The organism is Sphingomonas sp. SP6, assembly GCF_058313435.1.
The window spans coordinates 518,295-534,766 of sequence record NZ_JBZFLG010000003.1; the positions used below are offsets into that span (position 1 = coordinate 518,295).

Here is a 16,472-nt window from a genome sequence, read left to right on the forward strand (position 1 = left end):
AAGTCGGCGGAAGGGTGAGGGGAGAGTCGCCTCGCCACCCTCACCGCACCCGCGGGCCGCCGGCCGTATCCACCCGTGCCTCGACCGACATCCCCGGTCGCAGCCGCGCCGCCAGCCGCTGCCCCGGATCGACCCGGATCCTGACCGCGATCCGCTGCGGCACCTTGGTGAAATTGCCCGTCGCGTTGTCGGACTTGAGGACCGCGAACTCGCTTCCCGCGGCGGGGCTGATCCGCTCGACCCGCCCGGTCAGCCGCGCCTGCGCCAGCGCGTCGACGGTGAAGCTCGCCGGCTGGCCGACCGTCATTCGCGCGGTCTGCGCCTCCTTGAAGTTGGCGATCACCCACGTCTCCGGCGGGACCAGGAACATCAACTGCGAACCCGCGGTGACATATTGGCCGACGCGGACGCCGACTTCGCTCAGCCGCCCCGCCTCGGGCGCGCGGATCACCGTGTTGGCAAGGTCGATCTGCGCCAGCTTCAAGGCGGCCTCCGCCCCCGACACCCCGGCCTGCTGCCCGCCGCGCCCGACCTCGACGGTGCGGACGTCCTGCCGTGCGATCTCGCGCGCCGCCTCTGCCTGGCGGACCCCGGCCTGCGCCTGCCGGAGCGCGGCGAGCGTCTGATCGCGCTCGCGCAAGCTCACCGAACCGTCGGTGACGAGGTCGTTCACCCGGGCCATGTCGGCCTGCGCCCGCAGCAGCTGCGCCTGCGCGTTTTCGACCGCGGCCTCCTGCGCGCCCAGGCTGGCGGTGCGGCTGCGCGCCGCCTGAAGCGCATTGGCGAGCGTCGCGGTTTGCGCCGACACCTGCGCCTGCGCCTGATCGACCCGTTGCCGGTAGATCCGCTGGTCGATCACCGCGAGCGCCTGGCCCTGCCGGACCTGTTCGAAGTCGCGGACCAGCACCTGCGTGATATAGCCGGAGACCTGCGGCGCGATCACCGTCACGCGGCCGCGGACGTAAGCATTGTCGGTCTGCTCGTTCGCGGTCGAGAACGGCGGCAGCCGCCACGCCGCCAGCACCGCGGCGACGCCGCCGAGCACCAGGAGCGCGATCACCACCATCGCCACCGGGCCGGGCCGCTGCGGCCGCCAGCCCGAGCCGACGGGCGCGCCTTGCTCCTCGATCACGCGCTCCTCGGTCTCGGGCGTGGAGCTGACGGGGGTGCGCGTGTCGGTCATGCCGGCACCAGCCCCCGCCGCGCGCGCCAGTTCCGCCGCGCGAGCAGAAAGGCGAGGTAGCCGCTGGTCAGCGCCGCCAGCACCGCGATCAGCCGGAACACGTCGTCATAAGCGAGGACGTTCGCCTCGCGCCGCGCGGTCTGCCCCAGCAAGGCCGCGCCCTCCGCCGAACGCAGCGCCGGGTCGCCGACCACCCGGCTCACCCCCGCCGCGCCCGCCTGCAGCCGCGCCGCGACGATCGGGTCGCTCGCATCCAGACCCGCGACCACGGCGGCGCTATTCTCCTGCTCGCGCGCGACCTGATAGGTCCCGAGCAAGGCGGTCCCGGCGAGCCCGCCGATCGAATTGATGATGCCGAACAGCGCCACGAAGCTGATGATATGCCCGCTTCCCTGCTGGAGCGCACGGGTCATCCCGAACAGCAGCGACGGCCCGAGGAAGAAGGTGCCGGCGAAGGCGATCAGCATCTGGGTGCCATAGAGCTCGGGGGCGCGCGTCAGGCTGGTCGAGTGCGAATCGGCCCAGGCCGCCACTGCGACCAGCGCGATCGCCAGCATCACCGGATGTGCCAACTTCTCGACGTTCAGCACCACCGCGCTCGCCACCACGCCCGCGGCCGAGGCGAGGAACATCAGCACGAAGAAGGTGACGAGTTGATCGTTGTTCTGGCCCAGGAGCGTAAGCAGCCCGATCGCACCGTAATTCTGCTCCGACAGGACGATCCGGGCCATCACCGTCACGATCGTGAAGCGCAGGATGTCCGCGCTCGCCAGCCAGCGGGTGTTGAGCAAGGGATTGGCGCGTCCGTGCTCGATCACCAGCGCCGCCGCCAGCATCGGGATCGCCGCGATCAACGCCCAGCCGATCCACGGCGCCTCGGTCCACCACACGATCCGCCCCAGCCCCAGCACCGCCGCGATCAGCGCCATGCTGCCGCCGAACAGGGTGAAGGTGACGAAGTCGAGCGGCTCGAACGCCTTCTGCCGGACGGTCGGCGGCAGCCGCAGCCAGGCGACCGCGGCGAGGCTCAGCAGCGCCATGCCCAGCTCGAACAGGTAGAGCGTGCGCCACTGCGACATCGCCAGCAGTTCGGGCGAGAACAGCCGCGCCAGCGGCGTCGCGCATTGCGGGATGCCGATGCCCAGCACCACGCCCTTCAGCCGCCATTTCGCGGGCAGCGCCTGCATCATGTAATAGAGGCCGAGGCTCGAGACCGGCGCCGCCGCCGCCCCGCTGATCGCACGCACCGCGATCGCCGATTTGAAGTCGAGGACGAAGAGGTGGGCGAAGGTGATCGCGGCGTAGAGGCCGAGGAAGATCAGCGCGAAGGGGCGCAATCCGAACTGCTGGCGGAACTTGATCATCAGCAGGTTGATGCTGACGTTGGTCATCACATAGACGGTCGGCAGCCACGCGATCTCGGCCGGATCGAGCCCCAGCGCCCCCTGGAGCGTCGTCGTGTTCGCCGCCACCAGCGCATTGCCCAGCCCCGCGGTCAGCCCGAGCAGCACCGAGATCGCGGCATAAGCGGCACGGCGCGGCGCCGGATGCTCGGGCGATCCCGGCGATCCGGCGATGACCGGCACCTCGTGCGGGGCGAAGGCCCACTCCTCTTCGGCGAGGAACCGGCGGAACCGCGCCAGCATCGCGCCGTCAGAACACCGCTGCCACCAGCTGCCGGAACGCATCGGCCCGGTGGCTGATCTCGTTCTTCACATCGTCGCCCAGTTCGCCGAACGTCCGCGCGTGACCCTCGGGCTGGAACATCGGATCGTAGCCATGCCCGTTCTCGCCGCGCGGCGGCCACACCAGCACGCCGTCGACCCGCCCCTCGAACCATTCGACATGCCCATCGGGCCAGGCGAGCGACAGCGCGCAGACGAAATGCGCGTCGCGCGACGTCCCCTCGGGCAGCGCCGCCAGCTTCCGCTCGACCCGGTCCATCGCCAGCGCGAAGTCGCGCCCCGCAAACGCGGGCACGGGTGCGACCCCGGCGATCCCCGGATCCGCCATGCCCCAGCGCGCCGAGAAGATGCCGGGCGCTCCGCCCAGCGCATCGACGCACAGCCCGCTGTCGTCGGCGAGCGCGACCAGCCCCGACAGGTCCGCCGCCGCACGCGCCTTCAGCTCGGCATTGGCGACGAAGGTCGTCCCCGTCTCCTCGGGTTCGGGCAGGTCGAGCTCGGCCGCGGACACCACCTCCATGCCATAGGGGGCGAGCAGCGCCGCGATCTCGCGCACCTTGCCCTCGTTGTGGCTGGCGATCACCAGCCGGCCGGGCGTCAGCCGACGGATCGCCTGTGGCGTCTCGCCCTCCCCGCTCATGCGACCGCTTTCGCCTGCGCGGCGAAGATGTCGGCGCAACCGATCCGCGCCAGACGGAGCAGGCGGAGCAGCGCCTCCTCGTCGTAGGTCGCCCCTTCGGCGGTCGCCTGCACCTCGGCGATATTGCCGTTCTCGAGCAGCACGAAGTTCGCGTCGGCGTCCGCGGTCGAATCCTCGTCGTAATCGAGGTCGAGCACCGGCGTGCCCTGGTGGATGCCGCAGCTGATCGCGGCGACCTTCTGCGTCAGCGGGTCGGCGGTCAGCTTGCCGGACTGAAGCAGCCCGTCGATCGCCAGCCGCAGCGCGACCCACGCGCCCGAGATCGAGGCGGTGCGCGTGCCCCCGTCGGCCTGGATCACGTCGCAGTCGAGCACGATCTGCCGTTCGCCGAGCAGCGCCATGTCGGTCACCGCGCGCAAGCTCCGCCCGATCAGCCGCTGGATCTCCTGCGTCCGCCCCGACTGCTTGCCCTTCGCCGCCTCGCGGCTGCCGCGGGTATGCGTCGCGCGCGGCAGCATCCCGTATTCGGCGGTCACCCAGCCCTGTCCCTTGCCGCGCAGGAACGGCGGCACCTTCTCCTCGATCGAGGCGGTGACGAGCACCTTGGTGTCGCCGAACCCGATCAGCACCGATCCTTCGGCATGACGGGTGAACTTCGGCTCGATCGTGATCGCCCGCATCTGATCGGGGGCGCGGCCGCTGGGGCGCATGGCAGGTCTCCTTGGTTGGGGCGCGCGTAACCTGAAGCATCCGGGTGCGCCACCCCGTTGAGCGCCCGCGCGCCCGCGCCTACATCCCCCTCGTGTCCACCCCTCCGATCGTCGACCTTTCCGAGCGTGCGCGCGACATCTTCCGTCGCGTCGTCGACGAGTATCTGCAAAGTGGCGCGCCGGTCGGCTCGCGGACGCTGGCGCAGAGCGGCCTCAACCTCTCCCCCGCCTCGATCCGCAGCGTGCTGGCCCAGCTGGAGGACCTGGGTCTCCTCGCCGCGCCGCACACCTCGGCGGGGCGGATGCCGACCGAACTCGGGCTGCGCCTGTTCGTCGACGGGATGATGCAGGCGCTGGAACCGACACCCGAGGAACGCCGCCAGATCGCCGCCCGCGCCGAGACGCCCGGCCCGGTCGAGGAGGCGCTCGCCACCACCGCCGCCGCGCTCTCGGGCCTGTCGGCCTGCGCCGGGCTGGTGATGGTGCCTAAACGCGAGCAGCGGCTGCGCTCGATCGGATTCGTGCCCTTGAGCCACGCCCAGGCGCTCGCGGTCCTCGTCGCCGAGGACGGCGCGGTCGAGAACCGGGTGATCGACCTGCCTCCCGGGGTCGGCCCATCGGCGCTGGTCGAGGCGGGCAACTACATGTCGGCCACGCTCTCGGGCCTGACGCTGGCGGAGGCGCGGGCGCGGGTCGAGCGCGAGCTGGCGGAGGGCCGGGCCGCGGTCGACGGCGCCGCGCGCGCGTTGGTCGAGCGCGGGGTCGCGGTGTGGAGCGAGGACGCCGAGCGCCGCCCGGTGCTGATCGTCCGCGGCCAGGGCCGCCTGCTCGACGACGCCGCCGCCGATCTCGAGCGCGTCCGTTCGCTGCTCGACGATCTCGATGGCAAGGGCGAGATCGCCGCCCTGCTCGATTCGGCGCGCGCCGGCGACGCGACCCGCATCTTCATCGGCGCGGAGACCAACCTGTTCGCGCTCAGCGGCTCGTCGGTGATCGCGCGCCCGTTCCGCGGGCTCGACGGGCGCGTGGTCGGGGTGGTCGGGGTGATCGGCCCGACGCGGTTGAACTACGCGCGGGTCGTGCCCATGGTGGATTTCACGGCCGCGACGCTCGCTCGGCTGATGGGCTGAGCGTCGTTTTCAACGCGATACGGGGACCCGATGACCGACCGACCGACCGAAGACCTCCGCCCGGAAGACCTGCGCGAAGAGACCGCCGCCGACGCGCCCGAAGTCGCCGAACACGATGCGAGCGCGCAGCGGATCGCCGAACTGGAGAACCAGCTCGCCGAGGCCAAGCAGCAGACGCTCTACGCCCATGCCGACATCCAGAACGTCCGGCGCCGCGCCGAGAAGGACATCGCCGACGCGCGCGCCTATGCCGCCACGAACTTCGCGCGCGACGTGCTGAGCGTGAACGACAATCTCGAACGCGCGCTCGCCGCGATCCCGGCGGAGCTGCGCGAGGACGACAAGTTCAAGGGCCTCGTCACCGGCCTCGAGGCGACCGGCCGCGAGCTGGTCGCGGTCTTCTCGCGCAACGGAATCACCAGGACCGAGGCACTGGGCCAGCCGCTCGACCCCAACCGCCACCAGGCGATGATGGAGGTGCCCAGCGACGAGACTCCCGGCACGATCGTCACCGAGATGCAGAGCGGCTGGATGATCAAGGACCGCCTGCTCCGCCCGGCGCTCGTCGGCGTCGCGAAGAAGCCGGACTGACCCAATCCTCCCCGTTTACGGGGAGGTGGCAGCCGCAGGCTGACGGAGGGGCCTCTCCTCCCTACCGGCGTATCGAGGAGGAGAGCCCCCTCCGTCTCGCTCCGCTCGCCACCTCCCCGCAGGCGGGGAGGATCGACTTTCGCTGGAACGGTGCGCGCGGTAGGATTGGCATCCCAGCCAGGAGCCGCCCCCATGTCCCTCCGCGACCGCGCCGTCGAGCTCTACGACGCCTTCACCCACGAGCATGGCGACCGCCGCACCCTCCTGAAGCAGATGACGCTGCTCGCCGGTTCGGTCGCCGCCGCCGAGGCGCTGATCGGCACGATCGCCGCCTCCCCCGCCGCCGCCGCGCTGACCGATGCCAACGACGCGCGCGTACACGCCGCGATCGAGACGGGGACGGAAGCCGGAAAGCCGTCGCGCGCCTATGTCGTGACACCGAAGACGATCGCGAAGGCCCCTGGCGTCGTCCTCGTCATCCACGAGAACCGGGGCCTCACCCCGCACATCCAGGACGTCGCCAGGCGCGTCGCGCTCGCCGGCTTCGTCGCCGTCGCGCCCGATCTGCTCGCGCCCCAGGGCGGCACCCCCGCCGACGAGGACGCCGCGCGCAATCTGATCGGCAGCATCGACTACGACCTCGCGCTCGCCCAGGCGCGCGCCTACGCCGACCGCGCGAGGAAGCTCCCCAAGACCGACGGCCGCGTCGGCATCGTCGGCTTCTGCTGGGGCGGCGCGTTCGTCGACCGGATGGCGATCGCCGGCGGGGTCGACGCCGGCGTCGCTTATTACGGCCCCGCCCCCTCGCCCGCCGAGGCGGCGAAGGTCACCTGCCCGCTGATGCTCCATTACGCCGGCAAGGACACGCGCGTAGCCCAGACCGGCGAGCCCTGGGTCGCCGCACTCAAGGCCGCGGGCAAGCCGGTCGAGGCGTTCACCTATCCGAACGTCGACCACGCCTTCAACAACGACACCTCGGCCGAACGCTACGACAAGGCGGCGGCGGACCTCGCCTGGGGCCGCACGCTGGCCTTCCTCCACAAGCATCTTGACGCCAAGGTGTAGCGATGTTCTCTTAACGTTCTTGGTCGACTCGTCCCGCACGCCGTTCGTGCCGAGCGAAGTCGAGGCATGGACCGGCCCCCTCGACTACGCTCGGGGTGAACGGTCTTAGGATGGGAGACTTGCCGTGGCGCTGACCTTCTACACCAACCCGATGTCGCGCGGGCGGATCATCCGCTGGATGCTCGAGGAGGTCGGCGCGCCGTACGACACCGTGCTGCTCGACTATCAATCCTCGATGAAGGCGGCAGATTACCTGGCGATCAACCCGATGGGCAAGGTCCCGGCGATCGTCCATGACGGCCGCGTCGTCACCGAAGGCGCGGCGATCTGCACCTATCTCGCCGAGGCTTTCCCGCAGGCGGACCTTGCCCCCACCGCCGACGAGCGCGCGGACTATTACCGCTGGCTGTTCTTCGCCGCCGGCCCGGTCGAGGCGGCGATCACCAACCGCTCGCTCGGGGTCGAGGTCGCGCCGGACAAGCGCGCGATGGTCGGCTATGCGAACTACGACACGGCCGTCGACACGCTGGAGGCGGCGGTGTCGGCGCACCCCTATATCGCCGGCGACCGCTTCACCGCGGCCGACGTCTATGTCGGCAGCCAGGTCGGCTGGGGGCTGATGTTCGGCTCGCTGCCCAAGCGCGACGCCTTCGACGCTTATTGGGCTCGCCTCATCGAGCGGCCCGCGGCCATCCGCGCCCGTGAGATCGACGACGCGCTGATCGCAGAGGCGCAGGCGACGGAATAAGTCGCGTGACTTAGCTTCCGCCATCGCGATAACGGATCCGCGATCGCGACACGAGGAGAGAGACATGCGGACCATCCAGCTCGGGCAACCCGGCGGCCTCGACAAACTGCGCCTGACCGAAACCGCGCGGCGCGATCCCGCCGCCGGCGAGATCGAAGTTCGCATCCGCGCCTCCTCGCTCAACTTCCACGATTATGCGGTCGTCACCGGCATGATCCCTGCGCCGGAGGGACGCATCCCGATGTCGGACGGCGCGGGCGAAGTGGTCGCGACCGGCGACGGCGTCACCGAGTTCGCGGTCGGCGACCGCGTCGTCTCGACCTTCTTCCCGCTGTGGCGCGACGGCGAGCTGATGGCCGGAATGATGGGCCATGTCCCCGGCGACAGCACCGACGGCTTCGCCCGCGAATACGCGACCGCACCCACCGACGCCTTCACCCGTGCCCCCGCCGGCTATTCGGACGCCGAGGCGGCGACGCTGACCTGCGCCGGGCTCACCGCCTGGCGCGCTTTGGTCGTCAACGGCGCGATCAAAAGCGGCGACATCGTGCTGGTCCAGGGCACCGGCGGCGTCTCGATCTTCGCGCTCCAGTTCGCCAAGGCCGCAGGCGCGACCGTGATCGCCACCTCCTCCTCCGACGAGAAGCTCGAGCGGCTGAAGGCGCTCGGCGCCGACCACCTGATCAACTACAAGACGCACGAGAATTGGGGCGAGGTCGCGCGCGGGCTCACAGGCGGGCGCGGGGTCGATCACGTCGTGGAGATCGGCGGCTCCGGAACGATGCCGCAGTCGATCGCGGCGACGAAGGTCGGCGGGCATATCGCGCTGATCGGCGTCCTCGCAGGGATCTCGGGCGTCGTCCCGACCGTCTCGGTGATGCAGGGCAACCAGCGCATCGTCGGGCTCACCGTCGGCGCGCGCCGCCACCAGCAGGACATGATCCGGGCGGTCGAGGCGAACGGCCTGCGCCCGATCCTCGACCGCCACTTCGCGCTCGAGGAGATCGCCGACGCCTTCCGCCACCAGGAATCGGGCAAGCATTTCGGCAAGATCTGCCTCGACATCTGATCGCGCGCGCCGCCGATTGCCCCCGTCGGCGCGCGTCGCTACCTGCCCCGGCGTGAGCGAAGACCCCACGTCCGTCCTCCAGCGCGTCTTCGGCTTTCCCGATTTCCGCGGCGTCCAGCGCCAGGTGGTCGATCGCGTCCTCCGCGCCGAGGGGACGCTGGCGGTGATGCCGACCGGCGCGGGCAAGTCCTTGTGCTACCAGCTGCCCGCCGCGACGCTGCCGGGGACCTGCGTCGTCGTCTCGCCGCTGATCGCGCTGATGCACGACCAGCTCCGCGCCGCAGAGGCGGTGGGGCTGCGCGCCGCCACGTTGACCAGCGCCGACGACAACCGCGCGGAGACGATGCAGCGGTTCCGCGACGGCGCGCTCGACCTGCTCTACGTCGCCCCCGAGCGGGCCTCGCAGCAGTCGTTCCGCGACATGCTCGGTCAGACGACGCTCAATCTGTTCGCGATCGACGAGGCGCACTGCGTCAGCGAATGGGGCCACGATTTCCGCCCCGACTACCGCCTGCTCCGCCCGCTGCTCGACGCTTTCCCGCGCGTCCCCCGCCTGGCGCTCACCGCGACCGCGGACGCACACACCCGCGCCGACATCCTCCAGCAGCTCGGCATTCCCGAGGCGGGGATGATCGTCGCCGGGTTCGACCGGCCCAACATCCGCTACCTGATCTCCCCTCGCGACGGCACGACCAGTCAGATCGCCGACCTCGTCCGCGCCACCCCCGGCCCCGGCATCGTCTACGTCCAGAGCCGCGCCGGGACCGAGAAGCTGGCGGCCTCGCTCACCGCCGCGACCGGCCGTCCGGTCCGCGCCTATCACGCCGGGCTCGACCCCGAGGTCCGCAAGCGCAACCAGGCCGCGTTCGTCGCCAGCGAGGACATGGTGATGGTCGCGACGATCGCCTTCGGGATGGGGATCGACAAGCCCGACGTGCGCTTCGTCGCCCACGCCGGCCTGCCCAAGTCGATCGAGGCCTATTACCAGGAGACCGGCCGCGCCGGCCGCGACGGCGACCCCGCGGTCGCGCATCTGTTCTGGGGCGCGGAGGATTTCGCCAAGGCGCGTCAGCGGATTGGCGAGGTCGAGCCTACCCGCCAGCCCGGCGAGCGCCAGCGGCTCCAGTCGCTCGGCGCGCTGGTCGAGACCGCGGGCTGCCGCCGCCGCATCCTCCTGTCGCACTTCGGCGAGTCCCCGCCCGCGACCTGCGGCAATTGCGACAATTGCCTCAACCCGCCCGCGTCGGTCGACGTGACCGAGACCGCGCGCAAATACCTGTCCGCCGTGTTCCGCACCGGCCAGTCGTTCGGGTCGACCTATGTCGAGCAGGTGCTGACCGGCAAGTCGACGGAGCGCAGCCTGATGAGCGGGCACGAGACGCTGTCGGTGTGGAACATCGTCGCGGGTGAGGAGGCGGCGCTGCTCAAGCCCGTCGGTCGCACGCTGCTGCTCCGCGATGCGCTCCGCACCAACCCCCACGGCGGGCTCGAGTTCGGCCCCGGCGCGCGCGCCATCCTCAAGGGCGACGACAGTGTCGACCTCGTCGTCACCCCGAAACGCGCCAAGCGCCGTCGCGACGGGGGCGAGGCGAACCCGCAGGGCGATCCGCTGTTCGAGGCGCTGCGCGCCTGCCGCCGCGATCTTGCCAAGGACGCCAGCGTTCCGCCCTATGTGATCTTCCACGATTCGGTGCTGCGCGAGATGGCGACCGTCCGCCCGGCGACGCTCGCCGCGCTCGGCCGCATCACCGGCGTCGGTCAGCGCAAGCTCGACGCTTACGGCGCCGCCTTCCTCAAGGTGATCCGCGACAACTGATCCCGCCCAAGCTAGGGAAGCGCCATGCTCGACATCCGCCGTATCGACGCCCGCGTCGCCGTCGCCCCGCAGATCGCCCCCGAGGACGCAGCCGCGATCCGCGCGGCGGGCTTCGCGACCGTCGTCAACAACCGCCCGGACGGCGAGGAGCCGAACCAGCCGACCGCCGCGGCGGTGGCGAGGGCCTGCGCCGACGCCGGGCTCGCCTATCAGGAGATCCCGATCGGCCACGGGGGCTTTACCCACCCGCAGGTGATGGCGATGATCGACGCGCTGACCGCCACCGACGGCCCGGTGCTCGCCTTCTGCCGCTCGGGCACGCGCTCGTGCCACCTCTGGGCGCTCGCCAGCGCCGGGATGGGGGCGGACCCCGAGGAGGTCATTGCCGCCGCGGACGCCGCCGGCTACGATCTCTCGGGCGCGCGCGGGCTGCTCGAGGCGGTGTCGCCGGGCGCGTGAGCACGGCGATGTGGATCGGAGCGGGCGTGGTCGTCGCAGCCGCGCTGGCGCTCGCGGTCGTCATGGTCCTGCGAGGGCGATCGAGCGCGCCGCTGGCCGAGGACAGCGCGGCGCAGGCGGCGCAGGCCGGGATCGCGGGCTTCACCGCGCGCGCGGCGCTGATCGGCGACGATCGCCGCACCGCGCTGGTCGTGGGCGAGCATCGCCGCGTCGCGCTGGTCACGTCGCGCGCCAGCGCCGTCCGCCCGCGCGAGATCCGCTGGAGCGACATCCGCGCCACCGAGGGTGGGTTGCATGTCGCGGCGGAGCGCGGGACGGGCACGGTGTTCGTCGGCGGCATCGACGTCCTCGACGTCCGCCGTGTCGGCGAGGACGACTGGCGAAGGCGCTAGCGGGTCAGCCGGCGGTGCCCAGGCTGACACCCAGGAAGCTGGGCACCGGACCATTCCAGCCCTCGTCCGGGCCGTCCGCGGGCTCGCCGCGACGCGGCCGCTCGCGGCGGGGTTCCGGCGCGGCGCGCTCAGATCGCGGTTCGGGCGTACGCGGCGCGTCCTCCGGGCGTCGCCCAGGCTGGCGGCGGCTCGGAGCCGGCGAGGCAGGAGCCTCCTCGAGACGCGCCTCCGGTTGCCGGCGGCTCGCCGCGCGCGCGGGCGGCGGCGCGGGCTCGGCCGCGGCCTCCGCCGCCTCGGGCACTGCCTCGAGCCGCGGGATCGACATGCCCGTCAGCTTCTCGATGTTGGCGATGTTCTCGCCGTCGTCGGGGGCGGCGAAGGTATAGGCGACGCCGGTCGCCCCGGCGCGGCCGGTCCGGCCGATGCGGTGGATGTAATCGTCGGGATGCCACGGCGCGTCGAAGTTGAAGACGTGGCTGACGCCCTTGATGTCCAGCCCGCGGGCGGCGACGTCGCTGGCGACCAGGATGTTGATGTCGCCAGCCTTGAACCGGTCGAGCTCGGCGATCCGCTGCGGCTGCTCCATGTCGCCGTGGATCTCGCCCGAGCGCAGGCCGTAGCCCCTCAGGCTCTTGTTGAGCTCGCGCACCGTCGTCTTGCGGTTGCAGAAGATGATCGCGGTCGTCACGTCGTCGCGGTCGAGCAATTGACGCAGGGTCTTGCGCTTCTCGGCGGCGGTCGCCTTCACCGGCACCAGCCACTGCGTGATGTTGACGTTGGCGGTCGCGGGGCGCGCGACCTCGATCGTCTTGGGATTGGTGAGGAAACGATCCGACAGCTTTTTGATCGGCGGCGGCATCGTCGCCGAGAAGAGCAGGGTCTGCCTCTGCGCCGGCAGCTTGGTGCAGATCGTCTCGATATCGGGGATGAACCCCATGTCGAGCATCCGGTCGGCCTCGTCGATCACCAGCATCGAGCAGCCGGTCAGCAGGATCTTGCCGCGCTCGAACAGATCCATCAGCCGCCCCGGCGTCGCGATCAGCACGTCGACGCCCTTCTCCAGCGCCTTGACCTGATCGCCCATCTGCACGCCGCCGATGAGCAGCGCCATCGAGAGCTTGTGATACTTGCCGTAGATTTCGAAGTTCTCGGCGACCTGGGCGGCGAGTTCGCGCGTCGGCTCGAGGATCAGCGAGCGCGGCATGCGGGCGCGGCTGCGGCCCTGCGCCAGGATGTCGATCATCGGCAGCACGAACGACGCGGTCTTGCCGGTGCCGGTCTGGGCGATGCCGATGATGTCGCGCATCATCAGCACGCTCGGGATCGCCGACGCCTGGATCGGGGTCGGCTCGGTATAGCCGGTGTCCCCGACGGCGCGGAGGAGTTCGTCGGAAAGGCCGAGATCGGCAAAGCTCATGCAGAGGTCCGGGATAGCGCCGGCGAAGGCGCGCGGGTCGCCCGCGGCGCGCTCTCCCATAGGCGGAGGAAAGTCAAGCGCCGCAGGACCCTTGGTCCGCTCAGCGACGCAATTCGATGCGGCGGAACCTGGCGACCGGGCAGCTCGCGCCGGACCGTGCGCGCAACACGTCACGCCCACCACAGATGCGGCCGTCGACGTTGGGTTTCAAGTAGAAGCCCGCGTAGAAGTCGAGCGCGGGGCAGTCGGCCGCGAGCTTGGCGCGCAGCCGCGTGCCGTCGTTCATCATCAGATCGACGTCGCCGCCGCGCGACACCGCCGCCCCCGCCAGCTCGCGCACGGCGACGCAGCGCTGCGCCCGCCGCTCGCTCCACACCGGCTCCGGCGCGATGCGGCCCTCGCGGGTCAGCGCATAGGGGCGGCGCGGGCGGATCCGGATCATGATCCGCTCGTGGATCGTCACCTGCGCCAGCTCGACCCCGGCCAGCGGGTTGGCGAGCGGGCTGGGCTCGTCCGCGCCGACCAGCAACGGGGCGGCGGCCAGCAGCAGGGCGGGGCGAAAGCGCATGATCCGGGGCGAGCGCCTAGCCGAAAGGCTTGAACCTTCGATGAACTCCCGCCTTCGCGGCGGCGGCCGATCCGATTATGGGACGCGCATGACCCCGCCCCAGCAGCAGCTGCTCGCCGCGCTCGCCGGCCACGTCCCCGCCGATGCGATCGTCACCGACGCGGCGGCGATCGCGCCCTGGCTGGTCGACTGGCGCAAGCGGTATCGCGGCGCGGCGGCGCTGCTGCTGCAACCGCAATCGACCGAACAGGTCGCGGCGATCGTCCGCGCCGCCGCCCACGCGGGGGTGGCGTTGGTGCCGCAGGGGGGCGCGACGTCGATGGTCGGCGGCGCGACCCCGCCGGCCGACGGCAGCGCCGCGATCCTGTCGCTGCGTCGGTTGACCCGCATCCGGAGCCTCGACGCCGCCGCCGGTCTCGCGGTGGCCGAGGCCGGGGTGATCCTCGCCGATCTCCACGCCGCCGCCGCCACGGCCGGACGCCGGTTTTCGCTGACGCTCGGCGCGCGCGGTTCGGCGACGATCGGCGGGCTCGTCTCGACCAACGCCGGGGGGACGCAGGTGCTGCGCTGGGGCAACATGCGCGGGCTCGTCGCGGGCATCGAAGCGGTGCTGCCCGACGGCGAGGTGTTCGACGGTCTCGCCGCGCTCAAGAAGGACAATCGCGGTTACGACCTCACCCAGCTGCTGATCGGCGCGGAGGGGACGCTGGGTGTCGTCACCGCCGCCACGCTCCGGCTCGCTCCGGCGATCGCGGCGCGCGGGGTCGCGTGGGCCGGGGTCGCCTCCCCCGCCGACGCGCTGGCGCTGCTCCGCCGCCTCGAGCGGGCGACCAACGCCGTCGAGAGCTTCGAGCTGCTTCCCCGCGAATCGCTCGCGGCGGTGCTCGCCTACCTGCCGGATGCGCGCGCGCCAATCGCCGCCGATGCAGCCTGGCACGTGCTGATCGAAGCGGTGTCGCACGACGCCGGCGACGATCCGGCGGCGCTCCTCGCCGATCTGCTCGGCGACGCGGGTGACCTCCTTGGCGATGCGACGATCGCCGCCACCGAAACGCAGGCCGAGGCGTTCTGGCGGCTGCGGGACGCGATCTCCGACGCCGAACGCGCCACCGGCCCCGCCACCCAGCACGACCTCTCGGTTCCGGTCGCCGCGATGCCGGCGTTCATGGTCGAGGCGGCGGCGGCGTGCGAGGCGCGTTTCCCAGGCGTCCGCGCGAGCGGCTTCGGGCATCTCGGCGACGGCAACGTCCACTTCCACGTCCGCGCCCCGGCCGGGACCGACCCCGACCGGTTCTACGCCGACGACGCGCCCGTCATCACGCGCTTCGTCGACGATCTCGTCGTCGCCGCGGGCGGCTCGATCTCGGCCGAGCACGGCATCGGCCAGATGAAGATCGACGAACTCGAACGCCTCGGTCCCCCCGCCCGGCTCAGCGCCCTGCGCGCGGTCAAGCGCGGGCTCGATCCGCAGGGGCTGATGAACCCCGGCAAGCTCGTCCGGCTTGCGCCCGCGGGTGCGAACCAATAGGGCCGCGCCCATTCGCGCCCGGCCGCCGGGCGGTGTCCAGCATCCGGAGTCTTCGACGTCATGGCCAGCGCCGCGCCGCTTCCGCTGTTCTACAAGGGGCTGGAGCCCCTTTCGAGCGAGATCCACGCCGCCTACCGGCTGCGCCCGCAGGAGAAGGCTCCCTATCTCGTCGGCCAGCATGCGATCCCGCTGACCGTCGAGGAGTTCCCGCTAGTCCAGCGCTTCATGCCGATCGTCTTCACGCTCGGCGACGAGGCGATCCCGATCGGGCTGATGGGGCTGAACGAAGGCGTCAACGTCTTCGTCAGCGACGACGGCAAGCTGACCGAGGACAATTTCTACGTCCCCGCCTACGTCCGCCGCTACCCGTTCATGCTCGCCCGGCTCCGGCCCGACGCGAAGGAGCTGTCGCTCTGCTTCGACCCCACCTCCGACGTGGTCGGCGCGTTCGAGGAGGGCGAGCCGCTGTTCGCCGACGGCCAGCCGAGCGAGGCCACCCGCAACATCCTCCAGTTCAACGAGACGTTCGAGCAGGCCGGGCAGATGACCGGGCAATTCATGACCGAGCTCAAGGATCTGAACATCCTCGAGGAGGGCGAGATCTCGATCCAGCAGGAAGGCTATGAGCAGCCCTTCATCTACCGCGGGTTCCAGATGGTGAACGAGCAGAAGCTGAAGGACCTGCGCGGCGACCAGCTTCGCAAGATCTCGCAGAACGGCATGCTGCCGGTGCTCTACGCGCATCTGTTCTCGCTGACGCTGATGCGCGAGATCTTCGCGCGCCAGATCCGGCTGGGTAAGGTGCCCCCGCAGCAGCGGTTGAGCTGAGGAGGCGGCGATGGTCCGGTCGGAGAGAGGCGAGCGCTACTCGAACGTCGCGATCCTGTTCCACTGGACGATCGCGCTGCTCGTCATCGTCAATCTGGTCGTCGGGATCGGCCACGAATCGATCCCGGCCCTGCGCGCCTGGATGCCGGGCCACAAGGCGATCGGCATCACCGTCCTGGCGCTGACGCTCGCGCGGCTCGCGTGGCGGCTGGCACACCGTCCGCCGGCGCTGCCCGCCAGCGTGACCCCGGCAGAGCGCAGGATGGCACATGCCGCGCACTGGACCCTCTATGCGCTGATGCTGCTGATGCCGCTGTCGGGCTGGCTGATGGTCTCCGGCCCGGGGCCCGGCCCCAGCCGGCCGCTGACCTGGTTCGGCGTGTTCGACATCCCCTATCTGCCGGTCGGCAAGGCGGCGAGCGGGCTGGGGGCGAACGCGCACGGCGTGCTCGGCTGGGTGATGCTGGCGCTGGTGGTGCTGCACATCGCGGGCGCGCTGCGTCACCATCTGCTGCTGCGGGATGCCACGCTGACCCGGATGGCGCCCGTGCTGCGCCGGCGCTGAGCCGATCTTTTTCGGCCCTTGCGGAACGCCGACCGCCTTCCTAAGTTTGTCCTGTACGGCTCTCGTGTCCCCCCCTTT

The 16,472-nt window shown here is 71.2% G+C and carries 17 protein-coding genes; 11 read left to right on the plus strand and 6 right to left on the minus strand.

Annotated elements, in window-relative coordinates:
* Window positions 1–40: 40 nt before the first annotated feature.
* From AC4GYY_RS12685 to rph, 4 genes are read right to left on the minus strand one after another with little or no spacing between them, the layout of a single operon-like run.
* Window positions 41–1,183 (minus strand): HlyD family secretion protein, encoded by a 1,143-nt coding sequence (locus AC4GYY_RS12685; RefSeq protein ID WP_491120963.1) that lies wholly within the window; start codon window positions 1,181–1,183, stop codon window positions 41–43.
* Window positions 1,180–2,871 carry an MFS transporter gene (locus AC4GYY_RS12690; protein WP_491120965.1) on the minus strand — a complete coding sequence of 564 codons (1,692 nt, stop codon included), beginning with the start codon at window positions 2,869–2,871 and terminating at the stop codon, window positions 1,180–1,182. Before AC4GYY_RS12690 ends, AC4GYY_RS12685 begins: the two co-directional genes overlap by 4 nt.
* Window positions 2,837–3,508, minus strand: coding sequence for an RdgB/HAM1 family non-canonical purine NTP pyrophosphatase (rdgB, locus tag AC4GYY_RS12695; protein WP_491120967.1), 672 nt, complete (start codon window positions 3,506–3,508; stop codon window positions 2,837–2,839). The genes AC4GYY_RS12690 and rdgB overlap by 35 nt, the downstream gene beginning before the upstream one ends.
* Entirely contained in the window at window positions 3,505–4,218 is a 714-nt protein-coding gene (gene rph, locus AC4GYY_RS12700; RefSeq protein WP_491120969.1) for a ribonuclease PH, read from the minus strand. Before rph ends, rdgB begins: the two co-directional genes overlap by 4 nt.
* A gap of 92 nt (window positions 4,219–4,310) precedes the next feature.
* On the opposite strand from rph, the gene hrcA reads away from it, so the two are divergent.
* The 8 genes from hrcA to AC4GYY_RS12740 all read left to right on the plus strand — a co-directional run bounded on the left by hrcA (window position 4,311) and on the right by AC4GYY_RS12740 (window position 11,488).
* Entirely contained in the window at window positions 4,311–5,348 is a 1,038-nt protein-coding gene (hrcA, locus tag AC4GYY_RS12705) for a heat-inducible transcriptional repressor HrcA (RefSeq protein WP_491120971.1), read from the plus strand.
* 30 nt (window positions 5,349–5,378) lie between these two features.
* A complete protein-coding gene (grpE, locus tag AC4GYY_RS12710) occupies window positions 5,379–5,939 on the plus strand; it encodes a nucleotide exchange factor GrpE (RefSeq protein WP_491120972.1) in 561 nt (186 codons plus the stop codon).
* A gap of 192 nt (window positions 5,940–6,131) precedes the next feature.
* Window positions 6,132–7,004 carry a dienelactone hydrolase family protein gene (locus AC4GYY_RS12715; protein WP_491120973.1) on the plus strand — a complete coding sequence of 291 codons (873 nt, stop codon included), beginning with the start codon at window positions 6,132–6,134 and terminating at the stop codon, window positions 7,002–7,004.
* A gap of 124 nt (window positions 7,005–7,128) precedes the next feature.
* Entirely contained in the window at window positions 7,129–7,752 is a 624-nt protein-coding gene (locus AC4GYY_RS12720) for a glutathione S-transferase family protein (RefSeq protein WP_491120975.1), read from the plus strand.
* 64 nt (window positions 7,753–7,816) lie between these two features.
* Window positions 7,817–8,821: a zinc-dependent alcohol dehydrogenase family protein gene (locus tag AC4GYY_RS12725; RefSeq protein WP_491120977.1), complete on the plus strand. Its 1,005-nt coding sequence runs from the start codon at window positions 7,817–7,819 to the stop codon at window positions 8,819–8,821.
* A gap of 52 nt (window positions 8,822–8,873) precedes the next feature.
* Window positions 8,874–10,637 carry a DNA helicase RecQ gene (recQ, locus tag AC4GYY_RS12730; RefSeq protein ID WP_491120979.1) on the plus strand — a complete coding sequence of 588 codons (1,764 nt, stop codon included), beginning with the start codon at window positions 8,874–8,876 and terminating at the stop codon, window positions 10,635–10,637.
* 24 nt (window positions 10,638–10,661) lie between these two features.
* Complete coding sequence (locus tag AC4GYY_RS12735) at window positions 10,662–11,096, plus strand: TIGR01244 family sulfur transferase (protein ID WP_491120981.1); 435 nt, start codon at window positions 10,662–10,664, stop codon at window positions 11,094–11,096.
* On the plus strand, window positions 11,093–11,488 hold the full coding sequence (locus AC4GYY_RS12740; RefSeq protein ID WP_491120982.1) for a hypothetical protein: 396 nt from the start codon (window positions 11,093–11,095) through the stop codon (window positions 11,486–11,488). Before AC4GYY_RS12735 ends, AC4GYY_RS12740 begins: the two co-directional genes overlap by 4 nt.
* Window positions 11,489–11,492: 4 nt before the next feature.
* Here the strand turns inward: AC4GYY_RS12740 and AC4GYY_RS12745 are convergent, their stop codons facing one another.
* Window positions 11,493–12,905: a DEAD/DEAH box helicase gene (locus AC4GYY_RS12745; RefSeq protein WP_491120984.1), complete on the minus strand. Its 1,413-nt coding sequence runs from the start codon at window positions 12,903–12,905 to the stop codon at window positions 11,493–11,495.
* Window positions 12,906–13,005: 100 nt separating this feature from the next.
* The gene (locus tag AC4GYY_RS12750) at window positions 13,006–13,473 is read right to left on the minus strand and encodes a hypothetical protein (protein WP_491120986.1); all 468 of its coding nucleotides are present in this window, start codon (window positions 13,471–13,473) and stop codon (window positions 13,006–13,008) included.
* Window positions 13,474–13,561: 88 nt separating this feature from the next.
* Here AC4GYY_RS12750 and AC4GYY_RS12755 point away from each other — a divergent pair, with 88 nt between their 5' ends.
* From AC4GYY_RS12755 to AC4GYY_RS12765, 3 genes are read left to right on the plus strand one after another with little or no spacing between them, the layout of a single operon-like run.
* Window positions 13,562–15,001 (plus strand): FAD-binding oxidoreductase, encoded by a 1,440-nt coding sequence (locus AC4GYY_RS12755; RefSeq protein ID WP_491120987.1) that lies wholly within the window; start codon window positions 13,562–13,564, stop codon window positions 14,999–15,001.
* A 60-nt stretch (window positions 15,002–15,061) separates the two neighbouring features.
* Window positions 15,062–15,829: a SapC family protein gene (locus AC4GYY_RS12760; protein WP_491120989.1), complete on the plus strand. Its 768-nt coding sequence runs from the start codon at window positions 15,062–15,064 to the stop codon at window positions 15,827–15,829.
* A gap of 10 nt (window positions 15,830–15,839) precedes the next feature.
* The gene (locus AC4GYY_RS12765; protein ID WP_491120991.1) at window positions 15,840–16,394 is read left to right on the plus strand and encodes a cytochrome b; all 555 of its coding nucleotides are present in this window, start codon (window positions 15,840–15,842) and stop codon (window positions 16,392–16,394) included.
* The last annotated feature ends 78 nt before the right edge of the window (window positions 16,395–16,472 follow it).

Bases quoted from the DNA above. Each gene is read 5' to 3' on its own strand.
- AC4GYY_RS12685 (WP_491120963.1), bottom strand. From the start codon at position 1,183: ATGACCGACACGCGCACCCCCGTCAGCTCCACGCCCGAGACCGAGGAG.
- AC4GYY_RS12690 (WP_491120965.1), bottom strand. From the start codon at position 2,871: ATGCGTTCCGGCAGCTGGTGGCAGCGGTGTTCTGACGGCGCGATGCTG.
- rdgB (WP_491120967.1), bottom strand. From the start codon at position 3,508: ATGAGCGGGGAGGGCGAGACGCCACAGGCGATCCGTCGGCTGACGCCC.
- rph (WP_491120969.1), bottom strand. From the start codon at position 4,218: ATGCGCCCCAGCGGCCGCGCCCCCGATCAGATGCGGGCGATCACGATC.
- grpE (WP_491120972.1), top strand. From the start codon at position 5,379: ATGACCGACCGACCGACCGAAGACCTCCGCCCGGAAGACCTGCGCGAA.
- AC4GYY_RS12715 (WP_491120973.1), top strand. From the start codon at position 6,132: ATGTCCCTCCGCGACCGCGCCGTCGAGCTCTACGACGCCTTCACCCAC.
- AC4GYY_RS12725 (WP_491120977.1), top strand. From the start codon at position 7,817: ATGCGGACCATCCAGCTCGGGCAACCCGGCGGCCTCGACAAACTGCGC.
- AC4GYY_RS12735 (WP_491120981.1), top strand. From the start codon at position 10,662: ATGCTCGACATCCGCCGTATCGACGCCCGCGTCGCCGTCGCCCCGCAG.
- AC4GYY_RS12745 (WP_491120984.1), bottom strand. From the start codon at position 12,905: ATGAGCTTTGCCGATCTCGGCCTTTCCGACGAACTCCTCCGCGCCGTC.
- AC4GYY_RS12750 (WP_491120986.1), bottom strand. From the start codon at position 13,473: ATGCGCTTTCGCCCCGCCCTGCTGCTGGCCGCCGCCCCGTTGCTGGTC.
- AC4GYY_RS12755 (WP_491120987.1), top strand. From the start codon at position 13,562: ATGACCCCGCCCCAGCAGCAGCTGCTCGCCGCGCTCGCCGGCCACGTC.
- AC4GYY_RS12760 (WP_491120989.1), top strand. From the start codon at position 15,062: ATGGCCAGCGCCGCGCCGCTTCCGCTGTTCTACAAGGGGCTGGAGCCC.
- AC4GYY_RS12765 (WP_491120991.1), top strand. From the start codon at position 15,840: ATGGTCCGGTCGGAGAGAGGCGAGCGCTACTCGAACGTCGCGATCCTG.